Origin of the sequence: Flavobacterium sp. CYK-55 (assembly GCF_018413465.1) — a bacterium.
Classification (GTDB): domain Bacteria; phylum Bacteroidota; class Bacteroidia; order Flavobacteriales; family Flavobacteriaceae; genus Flavobacterium.
On sequence record NZ_JAHCDK010000001.1, the window covers coordinates 50,545 to 69,031 of the forward strand.

An 18,487-nucleotide genomic window follows, 5' to 3' on the forward strand; every position below is an offset into this window, starting at 1 on the left:
TAAAAAAGCCCGCTATTGAAGCGGGCTTTTTATTTTGCATCTATAGTGTTTCAGACACTTTTTGAATTGCATTCAAGGTAAAGTCTAAATCGTCGTAAGTTAACGCATCTGTAATGAACCAAGTTTCATAAGCGGAAGGTGCAATATAAACTCCTCCTTGCAACAATCCGTGGAAGAACTTTTTGAATCGCGGATTATCACCTCGAGCAGCCGTTTGAAAATCAACCACCGGTGCAGCATCAAAATGCACTGAAATCATTGAGCCCACTCTATTGATGGTATAATCAATTTGACGCGCTTGCATGATTTTATGAATTCCGGCTTCTAAATAAGCGGTTTTCTGATCTAATCTTTTGAAAATATCAACATCTTCATTCAATGATTGCAGCATGGCCAATCCGGCAGCCATAGCCAGCGGATTTCCCGAAAGTGTTCCGGCTTGATACACAGGCCCAATCGGCGCTAAATGATTCATGATTTCAGCTCTGGCCGCAAAAGCACCCACCGGCAAACCTCCGCCAATTACTTTTCCGAACGCTACAATATCCGCTTTGATGTTGTAAAGCTCTTGCGCACCGCCTTTGGCTAATCTGAAACCGGTCATCACTTCATCAAAAATGAGCAGAATTCCATGTTGGTCGCACAAACTTCTTAAACCTTCTAAAAAACCTTCTGCCGGCGGTACACAACCCATGTTTCCGGCTACAGGTTCAATAATGATGGCTGCTATTTGCTCTGGATTGGCTTGGATTAACTCGGTTACATGGTTCAAATCATTGTAACGAGCCAGTAAAGTATCTTTGGCTGTTCCGGCGGTTACTCCGGGGCTATTCGGTGTTCCGAATGTGCTGGCGCCACTCCCGGCTTGAATTAAAAACGAATCTGAATGTCCGTGATAGCATCCTGAAAATTTGATGATTTTATCTCTGTTGGTAAATCCGCGCGCCAATCGAACGGCACTCATACAAGCTTCAGTTCCTGAGTTGACAAAGCGAATTTTATCAATATTAGGCACCATAGAAACCGCCAATTGAGCAATCTGCGTTTCAAGCGCAGTAGGCGTCCCGAATGAGGTTCCGAGTTGGGTACGCTTGACTACAGCATCAACAACTGCCGGATGCGCATGCCCTAAAATCATCGGCCCCCACGAATTGATGTAATCTATGTAGCGATTGTCGTCTTCATCAAACAAATAAGCCCCTTGGGCGCGTTTCATAAAAATAGGCGTTCCACCCACGGCTTTAAAGGCGCGTACCGGAGAGTTCACTCCGCCGGGAATCACTTGTTCGGCTTCAACAAAAAGTTGACTGCTTCTTTGATATAACATATTATTTTATAATTATGCTCTGTCCGATAGAAAGCGCATTGTCTTGTAAATTGTTTTTGCGCTTGAGGTCATCGACAGAAATATTGAATTTTTTGGAAATAGAATACAATGTATCGCCTTGACTCACTTGATATGAATCTGATTTAGGCGAAATTTGTGTACTGGTATTGATGGGCGTAAATTCTTTGCCTAAAACTTCTGCATCGTATTGATTGAGTTCATAGCGTTCAATGATGGCGATGAGTTTTTCAGGATATTTCGGGTCTGTGGCATAACCCGCTCGTTTAAGCCCGCGCGCCCATTCTTTGTAATCGTCTTTTTCAAGCTCAAATAAAGGCGCATACCAACGGCGATTAATCAAAAACAAGGCGTGATCACGGTAAGAATCCATCGATTGATCATATTTTCTGAAGCATTCTTGCTCTTCATCATCATCGTAGCGAATACTCGGCCCATTCCAATCTTTGTGGCATTTAATCCCGAAATGATTGTTGGCCAACAAACACAAAGGACCGGTTCCTGAACCCGACTCTAAAATTCCTTGACCCAAAATAATACTCGCCGGAATACCATAATCGCGCATATTGCTTTGTGCGATGCCTTTGTATTGATTGATGTAATCTAAAATCATGGCGGTGGTCACTTTGACGCGCGTGGTGGCTTCTAGAATTTCGGTTTTAGAGTAAACCGTTTCGTTGCTGTTTGATTTGTTTTCTTCTTTGGCCGATTCGTATTTCTGTTCGATTTGTTTGATTTCGACAGAGGTAGTGGTATCTTCTTTAGGTTTGTTTGCATCGGCTGAAACAACAACCGGTTTTTGCACCACAGTTGATGACGAAGATTTCACCGGCGTTTTTGAATTGTTTGACGCGGTTGGTTTGGGTGTTGATTTAGAAGGTGTTTTGGCCGTTGATTTTTGAGTAACTTTTTTGTCTGAACCTGAAGTCGGCTTCTTTTTGGCAGTATGAGTGGTTGATGTGGTTGGCTTTTTATAAGCGGGTTTTGTTGTGCGAACCACGGTTTGTTGCGTATGACAAGCTGCCAAAAGCAAAACCATAAAAACCAACATCAATTTCTTAATCATTTGTAACTATTAAAGGTAACTTTTTTTGTTTCAAAACTTGATTCATACCTTGTATTCCTTGCAATCCGCCGGTGTGAATCATCAGAATTTTGGCATCATTCTCAAAATATCCTTTAGAGATTAAATCTGTAACGCCAAAAACCATCTTTGCTGTATAAATCGGATCGAGCTGAACTTGCGTTTTCTGATAAAAATCGTTCATGAATTTAATTAATTCTGCCGTTACTTTGGCATAGCCTCCAAATTCATATCCGCTGATCAATTCCCAGTTTCCAGTCGGGGCAAATTTACAAATTTCAGCGGTTAAAAAATCGCCTTTGAGCGCCGGAAATCCTAAAATTTTCTGATGTGAAAAAGCCGAGTGAATCAAACCTGAAATGGTTCCACCAGTTCCCACTGCACAGCAAATATAATCATATGATGCATCTTGATTTATAAGTATTTCTTGCGCGCCTTGAACCGCCAAAGTATTTGTTCCTCCTTCAGGAATCAAGTAAAATGCACCCCATTTTTGCTGAAGATATGATACAAAAGCTGAAGATTCTTTGTGTTTGTAATCATCTCGTGAGACAAAGTCAAATTGCATTCCGCATGATTGCGCAAAAGCCAGCGTTGGATTTTGGTCGATGCTTGAAGCCAATTCATCTCCACGGATAACACCGATGGTTTTAAAACCGTATTCTTTTCCGGCAGCAGCTACCGCAGCAATATGATTTGAATAAGCACCGCCAAAAGTCAGTAAGGCATGATGTTCTAAAAATTTGGCCTGTTCAAGATTATACTTCAGTTTTCTGAATTTATTCCCTGAAATATGCTTATGTAATAAATCCTCACGCTTGATAGCCAAAGTTATATTGGGGGAGGCATCAAGCGTAAGGATTTGATTGTATGAAACTGATATCTGATTATCTGACACCGTTGTAAACCGGTATTTTCTTTCCGAAATCTTGATGTGAATTGGTAGTTATTTTAACAACATAAATTGCATCGCTCAACATTGAAGTTGGAAATTTATAACTCGTTTGGTTACCTAAATCTTTTGCTGTAAAGATCTGTTTTCCGGTTAAATCAAACAAACCTACCGAGCGAATCTCAGCTCTTGAAGGATTTGTAATTGTAAAGTTTTGTGCCACATTATTTTGAACCACATCAAAATCTTGAGCGCTCCATTGGGCATTGTCCAGCGCTTGATTGACAAACGTAACTTCATAACGATCGTTGTTGGTTCCTGCCGGCAAAGTAAATTCGTATTCTCCGTTGAGAATATCGTAGTAAACATCCGTCACTTTATCATGCAAATACACGTTTGAGGCCTCAGCAAAGTTAATCATCTCGGCCACTTTTACTCTAAAACTAGCTTGAGCGGGATTTTTAAAACCCATCGGTATGCGTTTCTGTATATTAAAATCAATGGCGTCAATCGTGTAAGGTTGATTGTCAACCAAGAAAAAAGCATCCATATCGGCAGTATCTGGCGAATGCGCATCCATAGCAAAATCAGCTCCGTCGGTTGCCGCCGGATGAAAAGCCAAAACATTCTGACGTATTGCTTGATTATTCAACAAAACATTCAAACGAATTTGTGGAATCGGTGCTGTACTTACAGTTGTGTAATCAAAGCCTGAAACCGATGGAATTTCTGGTAAAGTTGTTGAATTAGTCAAAGTACTTCTTTGTTGATTATGAGCTGAATCTGCCGACCTTTCAAACTGAGAATAATTGGCAACACCTTCTTTTTGATAAACTCGATATTGGTTTTCCATCCAAACACTTCCGGTTGAAGCACCTTCTAACATAAAACCTTGTCCTATCGGGCAAAAACGTCTTTCATAATTACTTCCAACTCCAACAGCACCCAAAGTTGTCCCAGAACCATCATAGGCATAAAAAATAGCTGGTGTATAAACGCCCATAGTTCCGTAACCCGCAACCGTAGCACCACCCATCGGAGAATAAACTCCGTAACCACCTTTATAGGCAGCTAATAAATGTGAGTTGACTGTTTTGTCTTGTTCCCAAAAATAAGCTACTCCTGTAGATGCAGTTGCGCCCAATAAAAAAGCTTTCAAATCAATAGCCGACGGATATGGATTTCCGGTTAAAGTTCTTTTGCCCGCAGCCAATTGTATTTCAATATCACCATCATTCGGACGTCCTCTGAAGTCATAGCGTTGTGCGCTTCCCGGGTTATTATCAATGCTTAAATCAGAAAACGTATTATCGGTTCCTGAAGTTCCTTTCATCGTAAAACCCTCACCTGCCTGAATACTGCTGGCAGAACCCACGGCTATCCATTGAGAATATTGTGAAGATGACAAAAATTTATATATCCAAGCAGATGAAATACTCAACGGATTCGCCAAACCGTTATATTGTGATGAACTCAAAATAACTGCCGGTGTACTGGCCGTAACTGTCGTTGGTTGATTCAACATCGCAATTCCGAAAGCCTCATTCCCAGAAACTCCTGCTGAGCCTCCAACGGGTGAACACCAATAATTATAGGCAAAATTATTCGTGGTTCCTTCTTGAAAAACCGAGAGTTTACCCAAACCTCTGTTATTTGATGTAGAAGTAGTTCCTTGCAAGAGTTGACCTTGGTTGCGCAAATAAAAATTACTTGAAGCTGCATTGAGCTCAAGGTTGCCTTTTACAAACAATAAACTGCCTTTATTGAAAACATAACTATTAGAGCCAACATACAGCTGAGCAGAGCCAGTTTGAACAAAAAACAAAACAAAAAAGGGCAAAAATAACCACACAAAGTTTCTCATTTTCATAAATTTAAGTGAGTAAAAATAAAAAAGTAATTTTTAAAAAAACACATTCATTTCTAGAAAATTACATCTTTGATACGCTCGTCGAGTTAAACGGTTGTTCATCGAGTAATCAGAAAAAATGAGTAGTTCTTTAAGGCCTGAATTCACACTTATTTTAAGAAAAACCAAAATTTCCTTGATTTCAAATAGTCAAAATTTTTTTCCTCGGCGTAAGCTTCTCGCTCAAAAACAATGTTCTTATATGCCTTTTTATGGTTTTTATATCGAAGCAAGTTCAACAAGTAATCCAAACTATACCAAATCAAAAAACCAACAAGCAGCAATTCTTTTTGTTGTGCCAAGTGAATCTGTTCATGATTGAGCAAAACCGCATCATCTTTGGCGCCATTTTCACGCAGAAAAACAAACGGAAACACCGTCAAGGCTCGATAACCTTTCGGAACCAAAAATTTTGAAACAATCAGAATCATATCCTTAAATTTGCTGCATGCAAGCACAAAATAACGAAAATAAACCCATCGAGGGCGAAGATTTCTACTACACGCCCGAAGGCTACAAATGCTTCACCGAAAAATACCACCTCAAACGTGGTTATTGCTGCAAAAGCGGCTGCCGTCATTGCCCGTATGGCTTTGATAAAAACAAAGGATATTAACAAGGGCGTTGCCTGAAGGCCGGGCTTTTCGCACTCGCTTTTTTGGTTGCCAAACACCGTAAAAAAGGAGCGCTTATCGCAACAAAAAAAAGCTCAAACAATTGCTGCAATCCCTAACGCAACTTTTCTAAATTTCAACATTATCTTTTCCTCGAACCCTTATTATACCTGAAGCCCACTGGACTTCCTCCTCTTAATCTCGCCCGAGGCGCAGCCGAACTGAGCGAAGCTAAATCTAACGCAAATCGTCTTCAACCCAAAAAAATCCCTTAAATTAGCCACACCAAAAAATATTTGCGTTGTCTGATTATGATTTCGAAAACGCTGTTCATCATTCAACATTTAACATGCAACATTCAACATAAAAAATGACCTTTCAAGACCAAATCCAACAAGGAATCCCGGCTGTATTGCCCGCGCCAAAACCGTTTGACCCCAGCATCAACCATGCGCCTAAACGCAAAGAAATCCTGACCGCCGAAGAAAAAAAGCTTGCCTTGCGCAACGCCTTAAGATATTTTGAGCCGCAGCATCACGCTACGCTCATACCGGAATTCAAACAAGAACTCGAAACCTACGGACGCATTTACATGTACCGTTTGCGCCCTGATTATCGCATGTATGCACGACCGATATCAGAATATCCGGGCAAATCCAATCAAGCCAAAGCCATCATGCTCATGATTCAGAATAATTTGGATTATGCCGTAGCCCAGCATCCGCACGAACTCATCACGTATGGCGGAAACGGAGCCGTTTTTCAAAACTGGGCGCAATATCTGCTCACCATGAAATATCTATCTGAAATGACCGATGAGCAAACTTTGGTGATGTATTCTGGCCATCCCATGGGTTTGTTCCCGTCACATACTGAAGCGCCGCGTGTAGTAGTAACCAACGGAATGATGATTCCGAACTACTCAAAACCCGATGATTGGGAAAAATTCAATGCACTCGGAGTTTCACAATACGGACAAATGACTGCCGGAAGCTATATGTACATTGGCCCGCAAGGCATTGTACACGGCACCACGATTACGGTTTTGAATGGTTTTAGAAAAATTAAAAAAAATCCATCAGGCAGTCTGTTTGTCACTTCAGGTTTAGGCGGAATGAGCGGCGCACAACCCAAAGCCGGAACCATTGCCGGTTGCGTAACGGTTTGTGCCGAAGTCAATCCGAAAATTACCCGCATTCGTCACGAGCAAGGCTGGATTCATGAAGTTATTGAAAACATAGATGATTTAGTGAGTCGTGTTCGTAAAGCACAAACTGCTCAAGAAGTAGTATCCATTGCTTATTTAGGCAACATTGTGGATGTTTGGGAACGTTTTGATCAAGAAAATTTACATATTGATTTAGGTTCAGATCAAACCTCGCTGCACAATCCGTGGGCGGGTGGTTATTACCCAATGGGCTACAGTTTTGAAGAATCCAATAACTTGATGGCCACCGAGCCCGAAAAATTCCGCGAAGAAGTACAAAAAACGTTGCGCCGTCATGCCGCTGCTATTAATAAACACACTGCCAAAGGCACGTATTTCTTTGACTACGGAAACGCCTTTTTGCTCGAAGCATCTCGTGCCGGTGCTGATGTGATGAACGATCATCCAACTTTGGGTCGTGAGTTTAAATTTCCGAGTTATGTGCAAGACATTATGGGCCCGATGTGTTTTGATTACGGATTTGGTCCGTTTCGCTGGGTGTGCGCTTCTGGCGACCCTGAAGATTTAAAGAAAACCGATGCCATTGCCTGTGCCGTTTTAGAAGAAATGATGAAAACTGCGCCTGAAGAAATTCGCCAGCAAATGGCCGATAATATTCAATGGATTAAAGGCGCACAAGAAAATAAATTAGTTGTAGGTTCACAAGCCAGAATTCTCTATGCTGATGCCGAGGGCCGTATTAAAATTGCCCAAGCCTTTAACCAAGCTATTGCAAAAGGCGAAATTGGCCTGGTTGTTTTAGGGCGAGATCACCACGATGTTTCCGGGACCGATTCTCCGTACCGAGAAACCTCAAATATATATGATGGCTCGCGTTTTACGGCCGATATGGCGATACATAACGTGATTGGCGACAGCTTTAGAGGTGCTACTTGGGTGAGTATTCACAACGGTGGTGGTGTAGGTTGGGGCGAAGTCATCAACGGAGGGTTTGGCATGTTGCTCGACGGCTCTGCAGCTTCTGCCAGAAAACTAGAATCGATGTTGTTTTGGGATGTCAACAACGGTATTTCACGTCGCAGTTGGGCGCGCAATGAAGGCGCTGTGTTTGCTATTAAACGGGCCATGCAAAGCCAGCCGTTGCTCAAGGTAACTTTACCCAACGAAGTAGCCAATCATTTACTTGAAGACTAAACAGCATTTTATAAATTGAGCATTCACCCCTTTTTGATGCTATCGTATTGTTAAATTCATCGTTAGCAAAACTAAAAATCACGAATTTTACGTTGCTTTTTTGCATCATGAATCCATTAAAAAAGGTTGTATAAATATTCAATTTTATGAAAACGTTCAGAATATTGCCGTTGCTTTTGCTCTTAATCACCGTTTCTTGCGCTTCGGTTCAAGTGAATACTGATTATGACAAAAGCGTAGATTTTTCAAAATATAAAACCTTTGCGTATTACAAAACCGGCATTGATAAAGTAGAGATTTCTGACTTAGACAAAAAGCGCATTTTGCGTTCTATTGATGCCGCTCTGTTGGCCAAAGGCTTTACCAAAAGTGACCATCCTGACTTGCTTGTAAACATCAACGCCAAAGCTGAGAAAAATGTAAATGTCAACCAATTTTACAGCGGTTGGGGTTATGGCTGGGGTCCGGGTTGGAGTCCTTATTGGGGCGGATATTATTCAGTGAACAATTCAACCGATGGCATCTTGACCATTGATTTGATTGATGCCGAAAAAAAAGAGCTCATTTGGCAAGGAACCGGCGTTGGTTATCTAACCAAAAACATAGACAAGAAAGATGAAGTCATCAATAATTTTGTAACGCAGATTCTGCTACAATATCCACCTTCAGTCAAGAAATAGATGCTGAAAAAAAATTAAATAATTTGAAATAGCGCTGATGAAATTTTCGTTGGCACTTATTTTTTTTGAAATAAAACCTTAATGGTATCGCAAAGCAATTCGTCAAGATTAGTTGTCTTACTTTTCATGACATCAGCAAATTTCTGCACCAACTCTAAATGATCAAAACTTTGAAACTCGCTGTAAATAATTTTATCTAATCTGCCTGCATAAGCTTCAAAAAGTGATCTAAATTGTTGTAAAGACCAACCATTACAATGCTTTAAATCAATGGGTTCGAGCTTTTTATGAGCTAAAAAAGCATTTAAAGTTTCGTATGAAAATAAATGCTGACAATACGGAACCGTAATTTCACGATATGCATGAAGCCCCATTGGAGCATTAAACAACGGACCAAATTCGAGATAAATATAACCTCCGGGCTTAGTGACTCTGTATATCTCAGTCAAAACAGCAACTGGATCTTGAAAGTGTTCAAAAGCATCGTATGAAAAAACAAAATCAAACGATTCATCTAAAAAAAATAATTGGGCTGCATCCATTTTTCGAAGATCAACACCATTTTCAAGGGCTCTTGTATCAAAACCATTATCACGGGCATCAATTCCGATGGCCTTTTTACCTTTCTTTTGCAAATGATAAGTTACCATACCATCCCAACATCCAAGCTCCAAAAAAGCATGACAAGATTTGCTTTCAACCATAGCTAAGAGCTGTTTAGAACGCTCTTGACCTCTCTTGTCAAGTATATCGATAGAATAACCATACTCTGGCGGAAACGAATATTGACCTTGAAGTTGCTTGAGTTGATCTAATGGCAACTGCGTAAAATTCGGCTCAGCGCTATCAAAAAGTATTTTGGTTGCATCATACCGCTTTTTAGCCTTCAAAAAACGAATCTTACTCACCCAAAAAAGCAAAAAATGAACCATGCGATTGGGTAAAAAAGCGATTATTTTTTGCTTCAAGCCATCCATATAAACATCCGTATTAGTATTGTAACAACTCCTCAATTTTTATACGAACCTTGTCTGCATTCGGAATCATAGTTTGCTCGAGTGTGCTGTTGAGCGGAATCGCCGGTAAATTCTCAGAACCAATGACCATCACCGGAGCGTCTAAATCGCGAAAACAAGCTTCTTGAATGATTCCGGCCAAACTGCGCGCAAACGAGTTGTTCACGGGCTCCTCGGTCACCACCAAACATTTCTTGGCTTTGCGGACCGATTTAAAAATAGTTGCTTCATCCAGCGGATACAAAGTGCGCAAATCAACAATCTCAACTTGTTCTTTCATTGAAACAGAAGCATTCAACGCCCAATGCACGCCCATGCCGTAGGTAATTACGGTCACGGTTTCTTGGGTTTCTTGCGGCCAAATTTCTTGTACGATGTTGGCTTTGCCAAACGGTAAAATATAATCTTCAGACGGCTCATTGACACGCGCCATATCGGTGCCTTTGACTTTGCTCCAATACAAACCTTTGTGTTCTAAAATCACCACCGGATTTGGGTCATAATAAGCGGCTTTCATCAAGCCTTTGAGATCAGCTCCGTTGCTCGGGTAGGCAATTTTGATTCCGCGAATATTGGTCAGAACGCTCTCAACCGAAGACGAATGGTACGGTCCACCGCTGCCATAAGCGCCAATCGGCACACGAAGAATCATACTTACAGGCCATTTTCCGTTGGTTAAATAAGACGAACGACTCACCTCGGTAAACAACTGGTTCAAGCCCGGCCAAATATAATCGGCAAACTGTACCTCAACAATCGGTTTTAAGCCCACGGCCGACATTCCAACGGTTGAACCCACAATAAAAGCTTCTTGAATCGGCGTATTAAAAACGCGGTTATCGCCAAATTTTTGGGCTAAAGTAGCGGCTTCGCGAAACACACCGCCCAAGCGTCCGCCTACGTCTTGTCCGTAAAGCAAACATTCAGGATGCAGTTTCATCAGTTCTTCAACGGCAAACAAAGCACAATCAACCATGACTACTTTATCTTCCCGCTCGGGACTGCGCTCTCCTACTTCATCAATTACCGGAGTGGGCGCAAAATCATGCGTAAATAAATCTTCCGGTCGCGGATCTTCGGCGGCTAAAGCCTTTTCATAATCGGCTTTTACTTTATCCAGAACTGAAGTTTCAATCGCTTTCAATTCAGTTTCAGAAAACCCTGCCTCTAGCATTTGCTTCAAAAGTACAGGATACGGATCTCGTGAACGTGCTTCGTCCAAGTCGTCGCGGTACCATTCCATACGCACCCCAGAGGTGTGGTGATTGAGCAAAGGAACTTTGGCATGTACCAAAAAAGGACGACGCTCTGTACGAATGATATGAATGACTCTTTCAAGTGCTGTATAACTTTCTGTAAAATTAGCGCCATCAATGCTGATGGCCTCTAAACCATGGAAGCCTTGCGCATACTCAAACGCGTTTTGGGCACGGGTTTCTTTGGCATTCGCCGAAATATCCCAGCCGTTGTCTTGTACTAAATATAAAATAGGCAACTGCTTCAAGGCTGCCATTTGAAAGGCTTCGGCAATTTCACCTTCGGTTACTGAGGCATCGCCGAGCGAACAAACTACCAGTGGCATTTCAGTAGTTTCGTAGGGAATTCCGACGCTTTCTTTATACCAAAATCCCATCGCTGCACCGGTAGCTGGTATTGCTTGCATGCCCGTTGCTGATGATTGATGCGGAATTTTGGGTTTGTCTGCATCGCGCAAACTCGGATGACAGTAATACGTGCGCCCTCCTGAAAACGGATCATCGCGCTTGGCCATGAGTTGCAACATCAAATCATATGGCTGCATCCCAATACCCAGCAACATCGCATCATCACGATAATACGGAAAGGCATAATCCTGAGGCCCGAGTTGCATGGCCAAGGCAATCTGAATCGCTTCGTGCCCGCGTGAAGTAGCGTGTACGTATTTGGAAACGGTTTTGAAATTTTCTTCATACCACTCAGCCATCGTTTTGGCTGTGGCCATGGTGGTAAAAGCTTTTTGGAGTAATTCTTTGTTTAATGTACTCATATTTATTTTGCCGGAATCATCCAGCCAAATTGATCTTCTATGGTTTGTTTTTTAATTCCTTCAAGCGTATCGGCTACCATATCTGAAACCGGATTCTCTGATGGGAATTTGATCGTCATATCATTGTTGCCGATTTCTTCAATATGCGCAATTCCTACCGCTGTTCCGGCTCCAAAAGCTTCTTCAAGTGTTCCGTTTTGAGAAGCTGCAACAATTTCATCAAGCGTAATCGGGCGTTCGGTAACTTCATATCCGCGTGAACGCAAAACATCAATGACACTCATGCGCGTAATGCCGGCCAAGATAGAACCGCTCAAATCAGGTGTGATGAATTTGCCGTCGATTTTAAAGAAGATGTTCATCGTTCCCACTTCTTGAATGTAGTTGAAATCATGCGCATCGAGCCACAAAACTTGGTCGTAACCTTTGGCTTTGGCATATTCCGTCGGACGAATAGCGGCAGCATAATTTCCGGCGGCTTTGGCCTCACCGGTTCCACCATTCACGGCGCGAACATATTTTTTCTCGGCGTATAATTTAATCTTACGACTAAAAAACGGTCCGGCCGGCGATCCGATGATTACAAACTTATAAGTGGTGGCTGCACGCATCCCGATAAAAGGCTCGTCAGCATACATAAATGGTCGCAAATACAAAGCACTGCCTTCTTGGGTGGGAATCCATTGTTTTTCAAGCGCAACAAATTGTTTGAGCGCCTCAACAAATAAATCTTCCGGTAAATGAGGCATGCCCATGCGGTCGGCACTAAAATTCATTCGTTTGGCGTTTTGATCCGGTCGAAACAACAGCGGCGTTCCGTCTTGGCCTAAAGTGGCTTTCATGCCTTCAAAAATAGCCTGGCCATAGTGTAAAGCCATTGCTGCCGGATGCGTTGGAATGAGGTTCAAAGGCTCAATTCGAGGGTTACTCCAAGCGCCGTTTACATAATCGCACACAAACATATGATCGGTAAACTGGGTTCCCATCACAATGCTGTTATTGAGTTCTACCTGATCTACTCTTGATTGCGCTACCGGAGTTATTTTGATGGATGGTGTCATGAGTTCTTGCATGATTTTATAGAGTTGTGTTGGTATTAAATTGTTCTAAATAATCGCCTACTTTTCGCAGGAATGATCCGCCCAAATAACCATCGACTACGCGATGATCAAAGGACAACGATAGGAACATCATACTGCGGATGGCTATTTCATCGCCTTTTTCAGTCGTAATTACTTCCGGGCGTTTTTTGATGATGCCAAAGGCTAAAATGGCTACTTCGGGTTGGTTAATGATCGGCGTTCCCATCAAACTGCCAAAAGTACCCACATTCGAAATTGTAAACGTGCTGCCTTGAATTTCTTCGGGTTTGAGTTTATTGTTGCGCGCGCTTTCGGCCAAATGATTGACGTCTTTGGCCAGAGCAGCCAAATCTTTCTCACCGGCATTTTTAACCACTGGAACGATTAAATTTCCGCTGGGTAGCGCTGTCGCCATCCCGATGTTGATGTCTTTGCGGACATAGATTTTGTTGTCTTCTACCGCCACATTAATCAAAGGAAAATCTTGAATTGCTTTGGCTACTGCATCGACAAATATCGGTGTAAAGGTAAGCTTCTCGCCTGTTTTGGTTTGGAAGGCATCTTTGTGGGCATTGCGCCAAGCCACCAATTCAGTCACATCCACTTCAAGATAAGAGGTTACGTGCGGCGAGGTTTGCTTCGAATACACCATATGATCGGCAATCATCTTGCGCATACGATCCATTTCAATGATGTAATCTTTGCCTTCGGTATAATTAATTTTGGGTTTCGGATAACTCGATTGCGGTCGACTATCTGCCACCGGTTTACTCTGAATTGGATATTTTCGGTTTTTAAGGTAGTTGAACACATCGCTTTTTTGCAAACGGCCCTCCGTGCCCGAACCCGGAATGAGTTGTAATTCTTCAATCGATAAGTTTTCTTTCTGAGCTATGCTAATAATCAGCGGCGAAAGAAAAGTATCTGAATTGACTTTTGATAAAGTTTGGCCGGCGGTTGATTGTTTCGTTGCACGCTGTTCGATGGCAACTGGTTTTTCAACTTCTGTAGATTGATTTGCGGTTTGAACAGCTTCTTCTGAAGCCTCAATCAAAGCCATCACGGTGCCCACAGCCACGACATCATTTTTTTGAAAACGAATTTCTTTGATGATGCCCGAAACCGGCGAAGGCACTTCACTATCTACTTTGTCAGTAGCTACTTCGAGCAAAGTTTCCTCGGCCGAGATAAAATCCCCGACATTTTTGAGCCAACTAATCACCGTGGCTTCAGAAATACTTTCACCCAACTTGGGCATTTTAAATTCGAACATTATATTTTGTTTTAAACCTACAAGGTTTGAAAAACCTTGCAGGTTAAGATTATTTCTTTTTAAATTCTTCTAAGGTTTTATAAAACGCTTCTTGCGTAGGTCGGTCTTTGGGGATTTCCCGCAAAGGTTCCACCACTTGTAGCGTTTCATAACATTCTTGGGGCAGCTGTTGGTACAACTGGGTTCCTTTGGTTTTCCAAGCAATCATTTCATCCGAAACATCTTTAATGATTTCAGCCGGATTCCCAACCACCATCTTCCGATTCGGAATCTGCATGCCCGCTTTGACAAACGCCAATGCCCCGATGATACATTCATCGCCCACATTTACATCATCCATCAACACGGCATTCATCCCAATCAAGCAATTTGCTCCAATGTTGGCGCCATGAATAATGGCTCCGTGACCAATATGCGCACCCGCTTTCAAGACCATCGTCTTTCCGGGAAACATGTGTAGCGTACAATTCTCTTGCACATTACACCCGTCTTCAATGATGATTTCGCCCCAATCCCCACGGATCGCAGCCCCGGGTCCAACATATACGTTTTTCCCAATAATCACATTCCCCGTCACCGAAGCCTGCGGGTGAATAAAACTACTCTCGTGAATAACGGGGATGAACCCTTTGAATGCGTATATCATTTTTTATTAGATTAAAGAAGAAAGACCATTACATTACAAGAAAAAAGAACAGTTAGTGTCGCTACCACTTCGTCTTTCAGCGAAGCGGTCTTTGCTCTTGCAGCGAAGCGGTCTTGCTTCTACTTAAACTTCTCCAATTTTTGCTTCGTAAACTCACTCAACACCAAACGGCCGCTGATGGCTGCGCGTTCGGCGAGTAAGGTATCCCAATCGTCAGTGCCGCGCCAGAAGACTTTCTTCATCTCGAGCATAGCTTCGGGATTGTAGGTACAAAGGTGTTGTGCAAATGCCCAAACGGCGGCATCCAATTCTTCTAACGATGGGAAAACTTGCGCAAACAAACCTTTCTCACGCGCCCACGAGGCTTCATAAAAGGTATTGGCATCAATCGCAATTTGCGACGTTGCCGAAACACCCATTTTGCGTTCAATGGCGGGTGACACCACAAAGGGTCCGATCCCCACGTTGAGTTCGCTCAACTTAATCGCGGCAAACTGGGTGGCCATACAATAGTCGGTTGCCGCAGCAATTCCAACGCCACCACCTACCGTTTTCCCTTGAATACGTCCGATGATAAACTTCGGACATTTGCGCATCGCATTGATGACATTCGCAAAACCCGAGAAAAATACTTTCCCCGTAGCCGCATCATTGATCGCGATGAGTTCCTTGAAACTCGCCCCCGCACAAAACGTACGGTCGCCACCACTTTGTAAAATAATGACTTTCACATCGTCGCGGTTGCCCACTTCGGTAATCGTTTGCGCCAATTCAGCTAATACCGCTCCGGGCAACGAATTCTGCTCCGGATGAAAAAACTCAATCGTAGCTATGTTTTCTTGTATGTTATGTTTTACGTAAGGTTCCATAAAATTGTTGATTGTTGATTGTTGATTGTTGATTGTTGATTTCAAAAAACTTCTAAAATCAAAAATCGTTAATCTTCAATCGTTAATTATAAAAGTCCAAACTGCTCAAAATGATGATTCAAATGTTTGCGCTCGAGTAAATAACTTTCGTAACGATTCAAATGACCGAAGACCATATTCTTCATCACGGCTTCGGGGTTTTGCTTGAAGAACGTTACATACGCCTCGCGCGCTTCCCAGAATTTGGTTTTGGCAGTTGCTAAATCGGGATGGATTAAGTCTTCCAACTCCCCTTTTTTCATGGTTGGGAAGGCGGTTCCTTTCGGGAACGGCTCGTAATTGTATAACGAGTGGTGCACTTTATCCAAAATCTTCTCGGGCGTCGCAATCTCGAAATCTTGCTTTTCGCCGGACATGATGCGGTAGCCTTCTTCCAAATGTTCAATCAAATGTTGCGGCGTCAAAATGCCCCATTTCGGTTGCGAAGCTTCGGTCAATCGATCCAAACATTCTTGGATTTTGGCGGTAGTCATTTCGGTAAACACGGTTTGTTTTTTCTGTACCATGGTCAGAATCGTTGCCACCGCTACCAATTCGTCTTCACTATCAAAGACTTCAACAAACCATTTCACAATCCCACTCGGATGTTCGGCCGAAGCCACATCACGCTCGATTTTCTGTTTGCACGTGAGTCGCACATACACCGTATCATTATGGTACAACGGACGTAAGAAACGGCATTCTTCCAAACCGTAATTGGCCGCCACCGGCCCTTTGTTGGGATACACGAACAAACCCGCTGCCGCCGACAATATAAAATAGCCGTGGGCGGTGCGCTTTTCGAAAATACTTCCGTCCAACGACGTGATATCGGTGTGCGCGTAGAAATGATCCCACGTTAAATTCGCAAAGTTGATGATGTCGGTGTCGGTAATCGTACGCTTGTGCGTTTTCAATGACATTCCTGGTTGGATATCCTCCCAATGGTATTGGAACGGATGTTGGTCGGCTTCTTTGTACTTGGCATTGGCTTGATAGATTCCGGTGATTTCGGTTAATGTGGTGGGCGAACCTTGAATCGCACAGCGTTGCATATAATGCTTGATACCGCGCACGCCACCCATTTCTTCGCCGCCACCGGCACGCCCAGGGCCACCATGAACCAACAGCGGAAGTGGCGAACCGTGACCCGTGCTTTGTTTGGCGTTTTCACGGTTAAGCACTAAAATACGTCCGTGGTGTGACGCTGCATTGACCACATAGTCTTTCGCAATTTCATCGGAATTGGTTACAATAGAAGACACTAACGAACCTTTCCCCATTTGGGCCAACTCGATGGCTTCATCCAAATTTTTATACGGCATAAGCGTCGACACCGGACCGAAGGCCTCGATTTCGTGCACTGCAGTATGTTCAAAAGGTCGGTCTTGACGCAACAAAACGGGCGCCACGAAAGCACCTTGTAAATCGGCACCTTGAAGGGCAATGTTATCCCAATCGCCACCATAAACCAACTGACTGTGCTCAGCCAGTTCGTTCACACGACTTTTGAGTACTTCAACTTGGTGTTTGCTTACTAAAGCCCCCATGCGCACTTCTTTGAGGCGTGGGTCACCAATCGTTACTTTATCTAAGGATTTGGCCAAGGCATTTTGTACCTCATCCATCAAGTTTTCAGGAACAATCATACGGCGAATGGCGGTACATTTCTGTCCGGCCTTCACCGTTATTTCGCTACGCGATTGGTTGATGAATAAATCAAATTCGGGTGTTCCCGGCACGGCATCTGCCCCTAAGATAGAAGCATTCAACGAATCCGCTTCCATCGTAAACGGAACGGCTTCTTCGATGATGCGTGGATGGGCTTTCAACTTACGTCCGGTAGCTGCCGAACCCGTGAAGGTAATCACGTCCTGACTTTCAACCGTATCAAAGATGTTCGTAGCGGTACCACAAATGAGTTGCAACGCGCCTTCCGGAAGGATGTTCGACGCAATGATTTCACGCACCACCGCTTCTGTCAAATACGACGTGGAAGGTGCGGGTAAAACCACGGCAGGCATCCCCGCCATCCAGTTGACCGCGCATTTTTCCAACATTCCCCAAATCGGGAAGTTGAACGCATTGATGTGAATCGCTACCCCTTTTTTGGGCACCATAATGTGATGCGCCATAAAACGACCACCACGCGATAAGTCGATGGGATCGCCCTCCACGTGGTAGGGTTGATTCGGAAATAATTTACGGAGTGAGGCATTGGCAAACAGGTTTCCAAAACCACCTTCAATATCAATCCAGCTATCGACGCGGGTTGCCCCGGTGCGGTAACTGAGGTCATAAAATTGTTCTTTGCGTTTGTTCAAGTAGAGCGCCAAACTTTTGAGCATATTCCCGCGCTCTTGAAACGTCATTTTACGCAATTGCTCGCCGCCTTTGGTACGACCATAGTGCAAAATAGCCGGAATATCCAAGCCTTCTACAGAGGTTTCTGCGATAAACTCGCCCGTCACCGCATCATAGGTAGGCAACCCCGAACCGGTGGCGCTGGTCCACTGACCTAAAACGTAATGTTGAATTTTATTCATATCGTTTTTGTTTGACGCTGAGCGTCTTTATATATTTTTTTGAAGCACAAACTCCGGTGCTTTTGGGTATGCTTGGTCCCGCTGTTCGCTGTATCCCTTCACTG

General features: G+C 43.2%; 15 protein-coding genes. 3 read left to right on the forward strand and 12 right to left on the reverse strand.

What is annotated here, in order from left to right; translation table 11 throughout:
• Positions 1 to 40 precede the first annotated feature (40 nt).
• From hemL to KIH23_RS00225, 5 genes are all read right to left on the reverse strand, one after another.
• Positions 41 to 1,327 carry a glutamate-1-semialdehyde 2,1-aminomutase gene (gene hemL, locus KIH23_RS00205; protein ID WP_213210631.1) on the reverse strand — a complete coding sequence of 429 codons (1,287 nt, stop codon included), beginning with the start codon at positions 1,325 to 1,327 and terminating at the stop codon, positions 41 to 43.
• Between the two features lies 1 nt (position 1,328).
• Positions 1,329 to 2,411 (reverse strand): glucosaminidase domain-containing protein, encoded by a 1,083-nt coding sequence (locus tag KIH23_RS00210; RefSeq protein WP_249684740.1) that lies wholly within the window; start codon positions 2,409 to 2,411, stop codon positions 1,329 to 1,331.
• Positions 2,404 to 3,327, reverse strand: coding sequence for a 1-aminocyclopropane-1-carboxylate deaminase/D-cysteine desulfhydrase (locus KIH23_RS00215; RefSeq protein ID WP_317197011.1), 924 nt, complete (start codon positions 3,325 to 3,327; stop codon positions 2,404 to 2,406). The genes KIH23_RS00210 and KIH23_RS00215 overlap by 8 nt, the downstream gene beginning before the upstream one ends.
• The gene (locus KIH23_RS00220; RefSeq protein ID WP_213210632.1) at positions 3,317 to 5,185 is read right to left on the reverse strand and encodes a T9SS type A sorting domain-containing protein; all 1,869 of its coding nucleotides are present in this window, start codon (positions 5,183 to 5,185) and stop codon (positions 3,317 to 3,319) included. Before KIH23_RS00220 ends, KIH23_RS00215 begins: the two co-directional genes overlap by 11 nt.
• Positions 5,186 to 5,340: 155 nt before the next feature.
• Positions 5,341 to 5,658, reverse strand: coding sequence for a hypothetical protein (locus KIH23_RS00225; protein WP_213211093.1), 318 nt, complete (start codon positions 5,656 to 5,658; stop codon positions 5,341 to 5,343).
• Between the two features lie 20 nt (positions 5,659 to 5,678).
• Between KIH23_RS00225 and KIH23_RS00230 the strand changes: the two genes are divergently transcribed.
• The 3 genes from KIH23_RS00230 to KIH23_RS00240 all read left to right on the forward strand — a co-directional run bounded on the left by KIH23_RS00230 (position 5,679) and on the right by KIH23_RS00240 (position 8,886).
• Complete coding sequence (locus KIH23_RS00230; RefSeq protein WP_213210633.1) at positions 5,679 to 5,846, forward strand: DUF5522 domain-containing protein; 168 nt, start codon at positions 5,679 to 5,681, stop codon at positions 5,844 to 5,846.
• 368 nt (positions 5,847 to 6,214) lie between these two features.
• Positions 6,215 to 8,206, forward strand: coding sequence for a urocanate hydratase (locus KIH23_RS00235; protein WP_213210634.1), 1,992 nt, complete (start codon positions 6,215 to 6,217; stop codon positions 8,204 to 8,206).
• Between the two features lie 146 nt (positions 8,207 to 8,352).
• Positions 8,353 to 8,886 (forward strand): DUF4136 domain-containing protein, encoded by a 534-nt coding sequence (locus KIH23_RS00240; protein WP_213210635.1) that lies wholly within the window; start codon positions 8,353 to 8,355, stop codon positions 8,884 to 8,886.
• A gap of 56 nt (positions 8,887 to 8,942) precedes the next feature.
• Here the strand turns inward: KIH23_RS00240 and KIH23_RS00245 are convergent, their stop codons facing one another.
• The 7 genes from KIH23_RS00245 to paaZ all read right to left on the reverse strand — a co-directional run bounded on the left by KIH23_RS00245 (position 8,943) and on the right by paaZ (position 18,383).
• Positions 8,943 to 9,863 (reverse strand): class I SAM-dependent methyltransferase, encoded by a 921-nt coding sequence (locus KIH23_RS00245; protein ID WP_213210636.1) that lies wholly within the window; start codon positions 9,861 to 9,863, stop codon positions 8,943 to 8,945.
• A gap of 13 nt (positions 9,864 to 9,876) precedes the next feature.
• The gene (locus tag KIH23_RS00250; RefSeq protein ID WP_213210637.1) at positions 9,877 to 11,928 is read right to left on the reverse strand and encodes a thiamine pyrophosphate-dependent enzyme; all 2,052 of its coding nucleotides are present in this window, start codon (positions 11,926 to 11,928) and stop codon (positions 9,877 to 9,879) included.
• A 2-nt stretch (positions 11,929 to 11,930) separates the two neighbouring features.
• Entirely contained in the window at positions 11,931 to 13,001 is a 1,071-nt protein-coding gene (locus tag KIH23_RS00255; protein ID WP_249684742.1) for a branched-chain amino acid aminotransferase, read from the reverse strand.
• 4 nt (positions 13,002 to 13,005) lie between these two features.
• Entirely contained in the window at positions 13,006 to 14,283 is a 1,278-nt protein-coding gene (locus KIH23_RS00260) for a dihydrolipoamide acetyltransferase family protein (protein WP_249684743.1), read from the reverse strand.
• A gap of 49 nt (positions 14,284 to 14,332) precedes the next feature.
• Positions 14,333 to 14,929 (reverse strand): transferase hexapeptide repeat family protein, encoded by a 597-nt coding sequence (locus tag KIH23_RS00265; protein WP_213210638.1) that lies wholly within the window; start codon positions 14,927 to 14,929, stop codon positions 14,333 to 14,335.
• Positions 14,930 to 15,048: 119 nt separating this feature from the next.
• Positions 15,049 to 15,798, reverse strand: a complete 750-nt coding sequence (locus KIH23_RS00270; protein ID WP_213210639.1) for an enoyl-CoA hydratase/isomerase family protein — start codon at positions 15,796 to 15,798, stop codon at positions 15,049 to 15,051.
• Between the two features lie 86 nt (positions 15,799 to 15,884).
• Positions 15,885 to 18,383 carry a phenylacetic acid degradation bifunctional protein PaaZ gene (gene paaZ / locus KIH23_RS00275; RefSeq protein WP_213210640.1) on the reverse strand — a complete coding sequence of 833 codons (2,499 nt, stop codon included), beginning with the start codon at positions 18,381 to 18,383 and terminating at the stop codon, positions 15,885 to 15,887.
• Positions 18,384 to 18,487 lie beyond the last annotated feature (104 nt).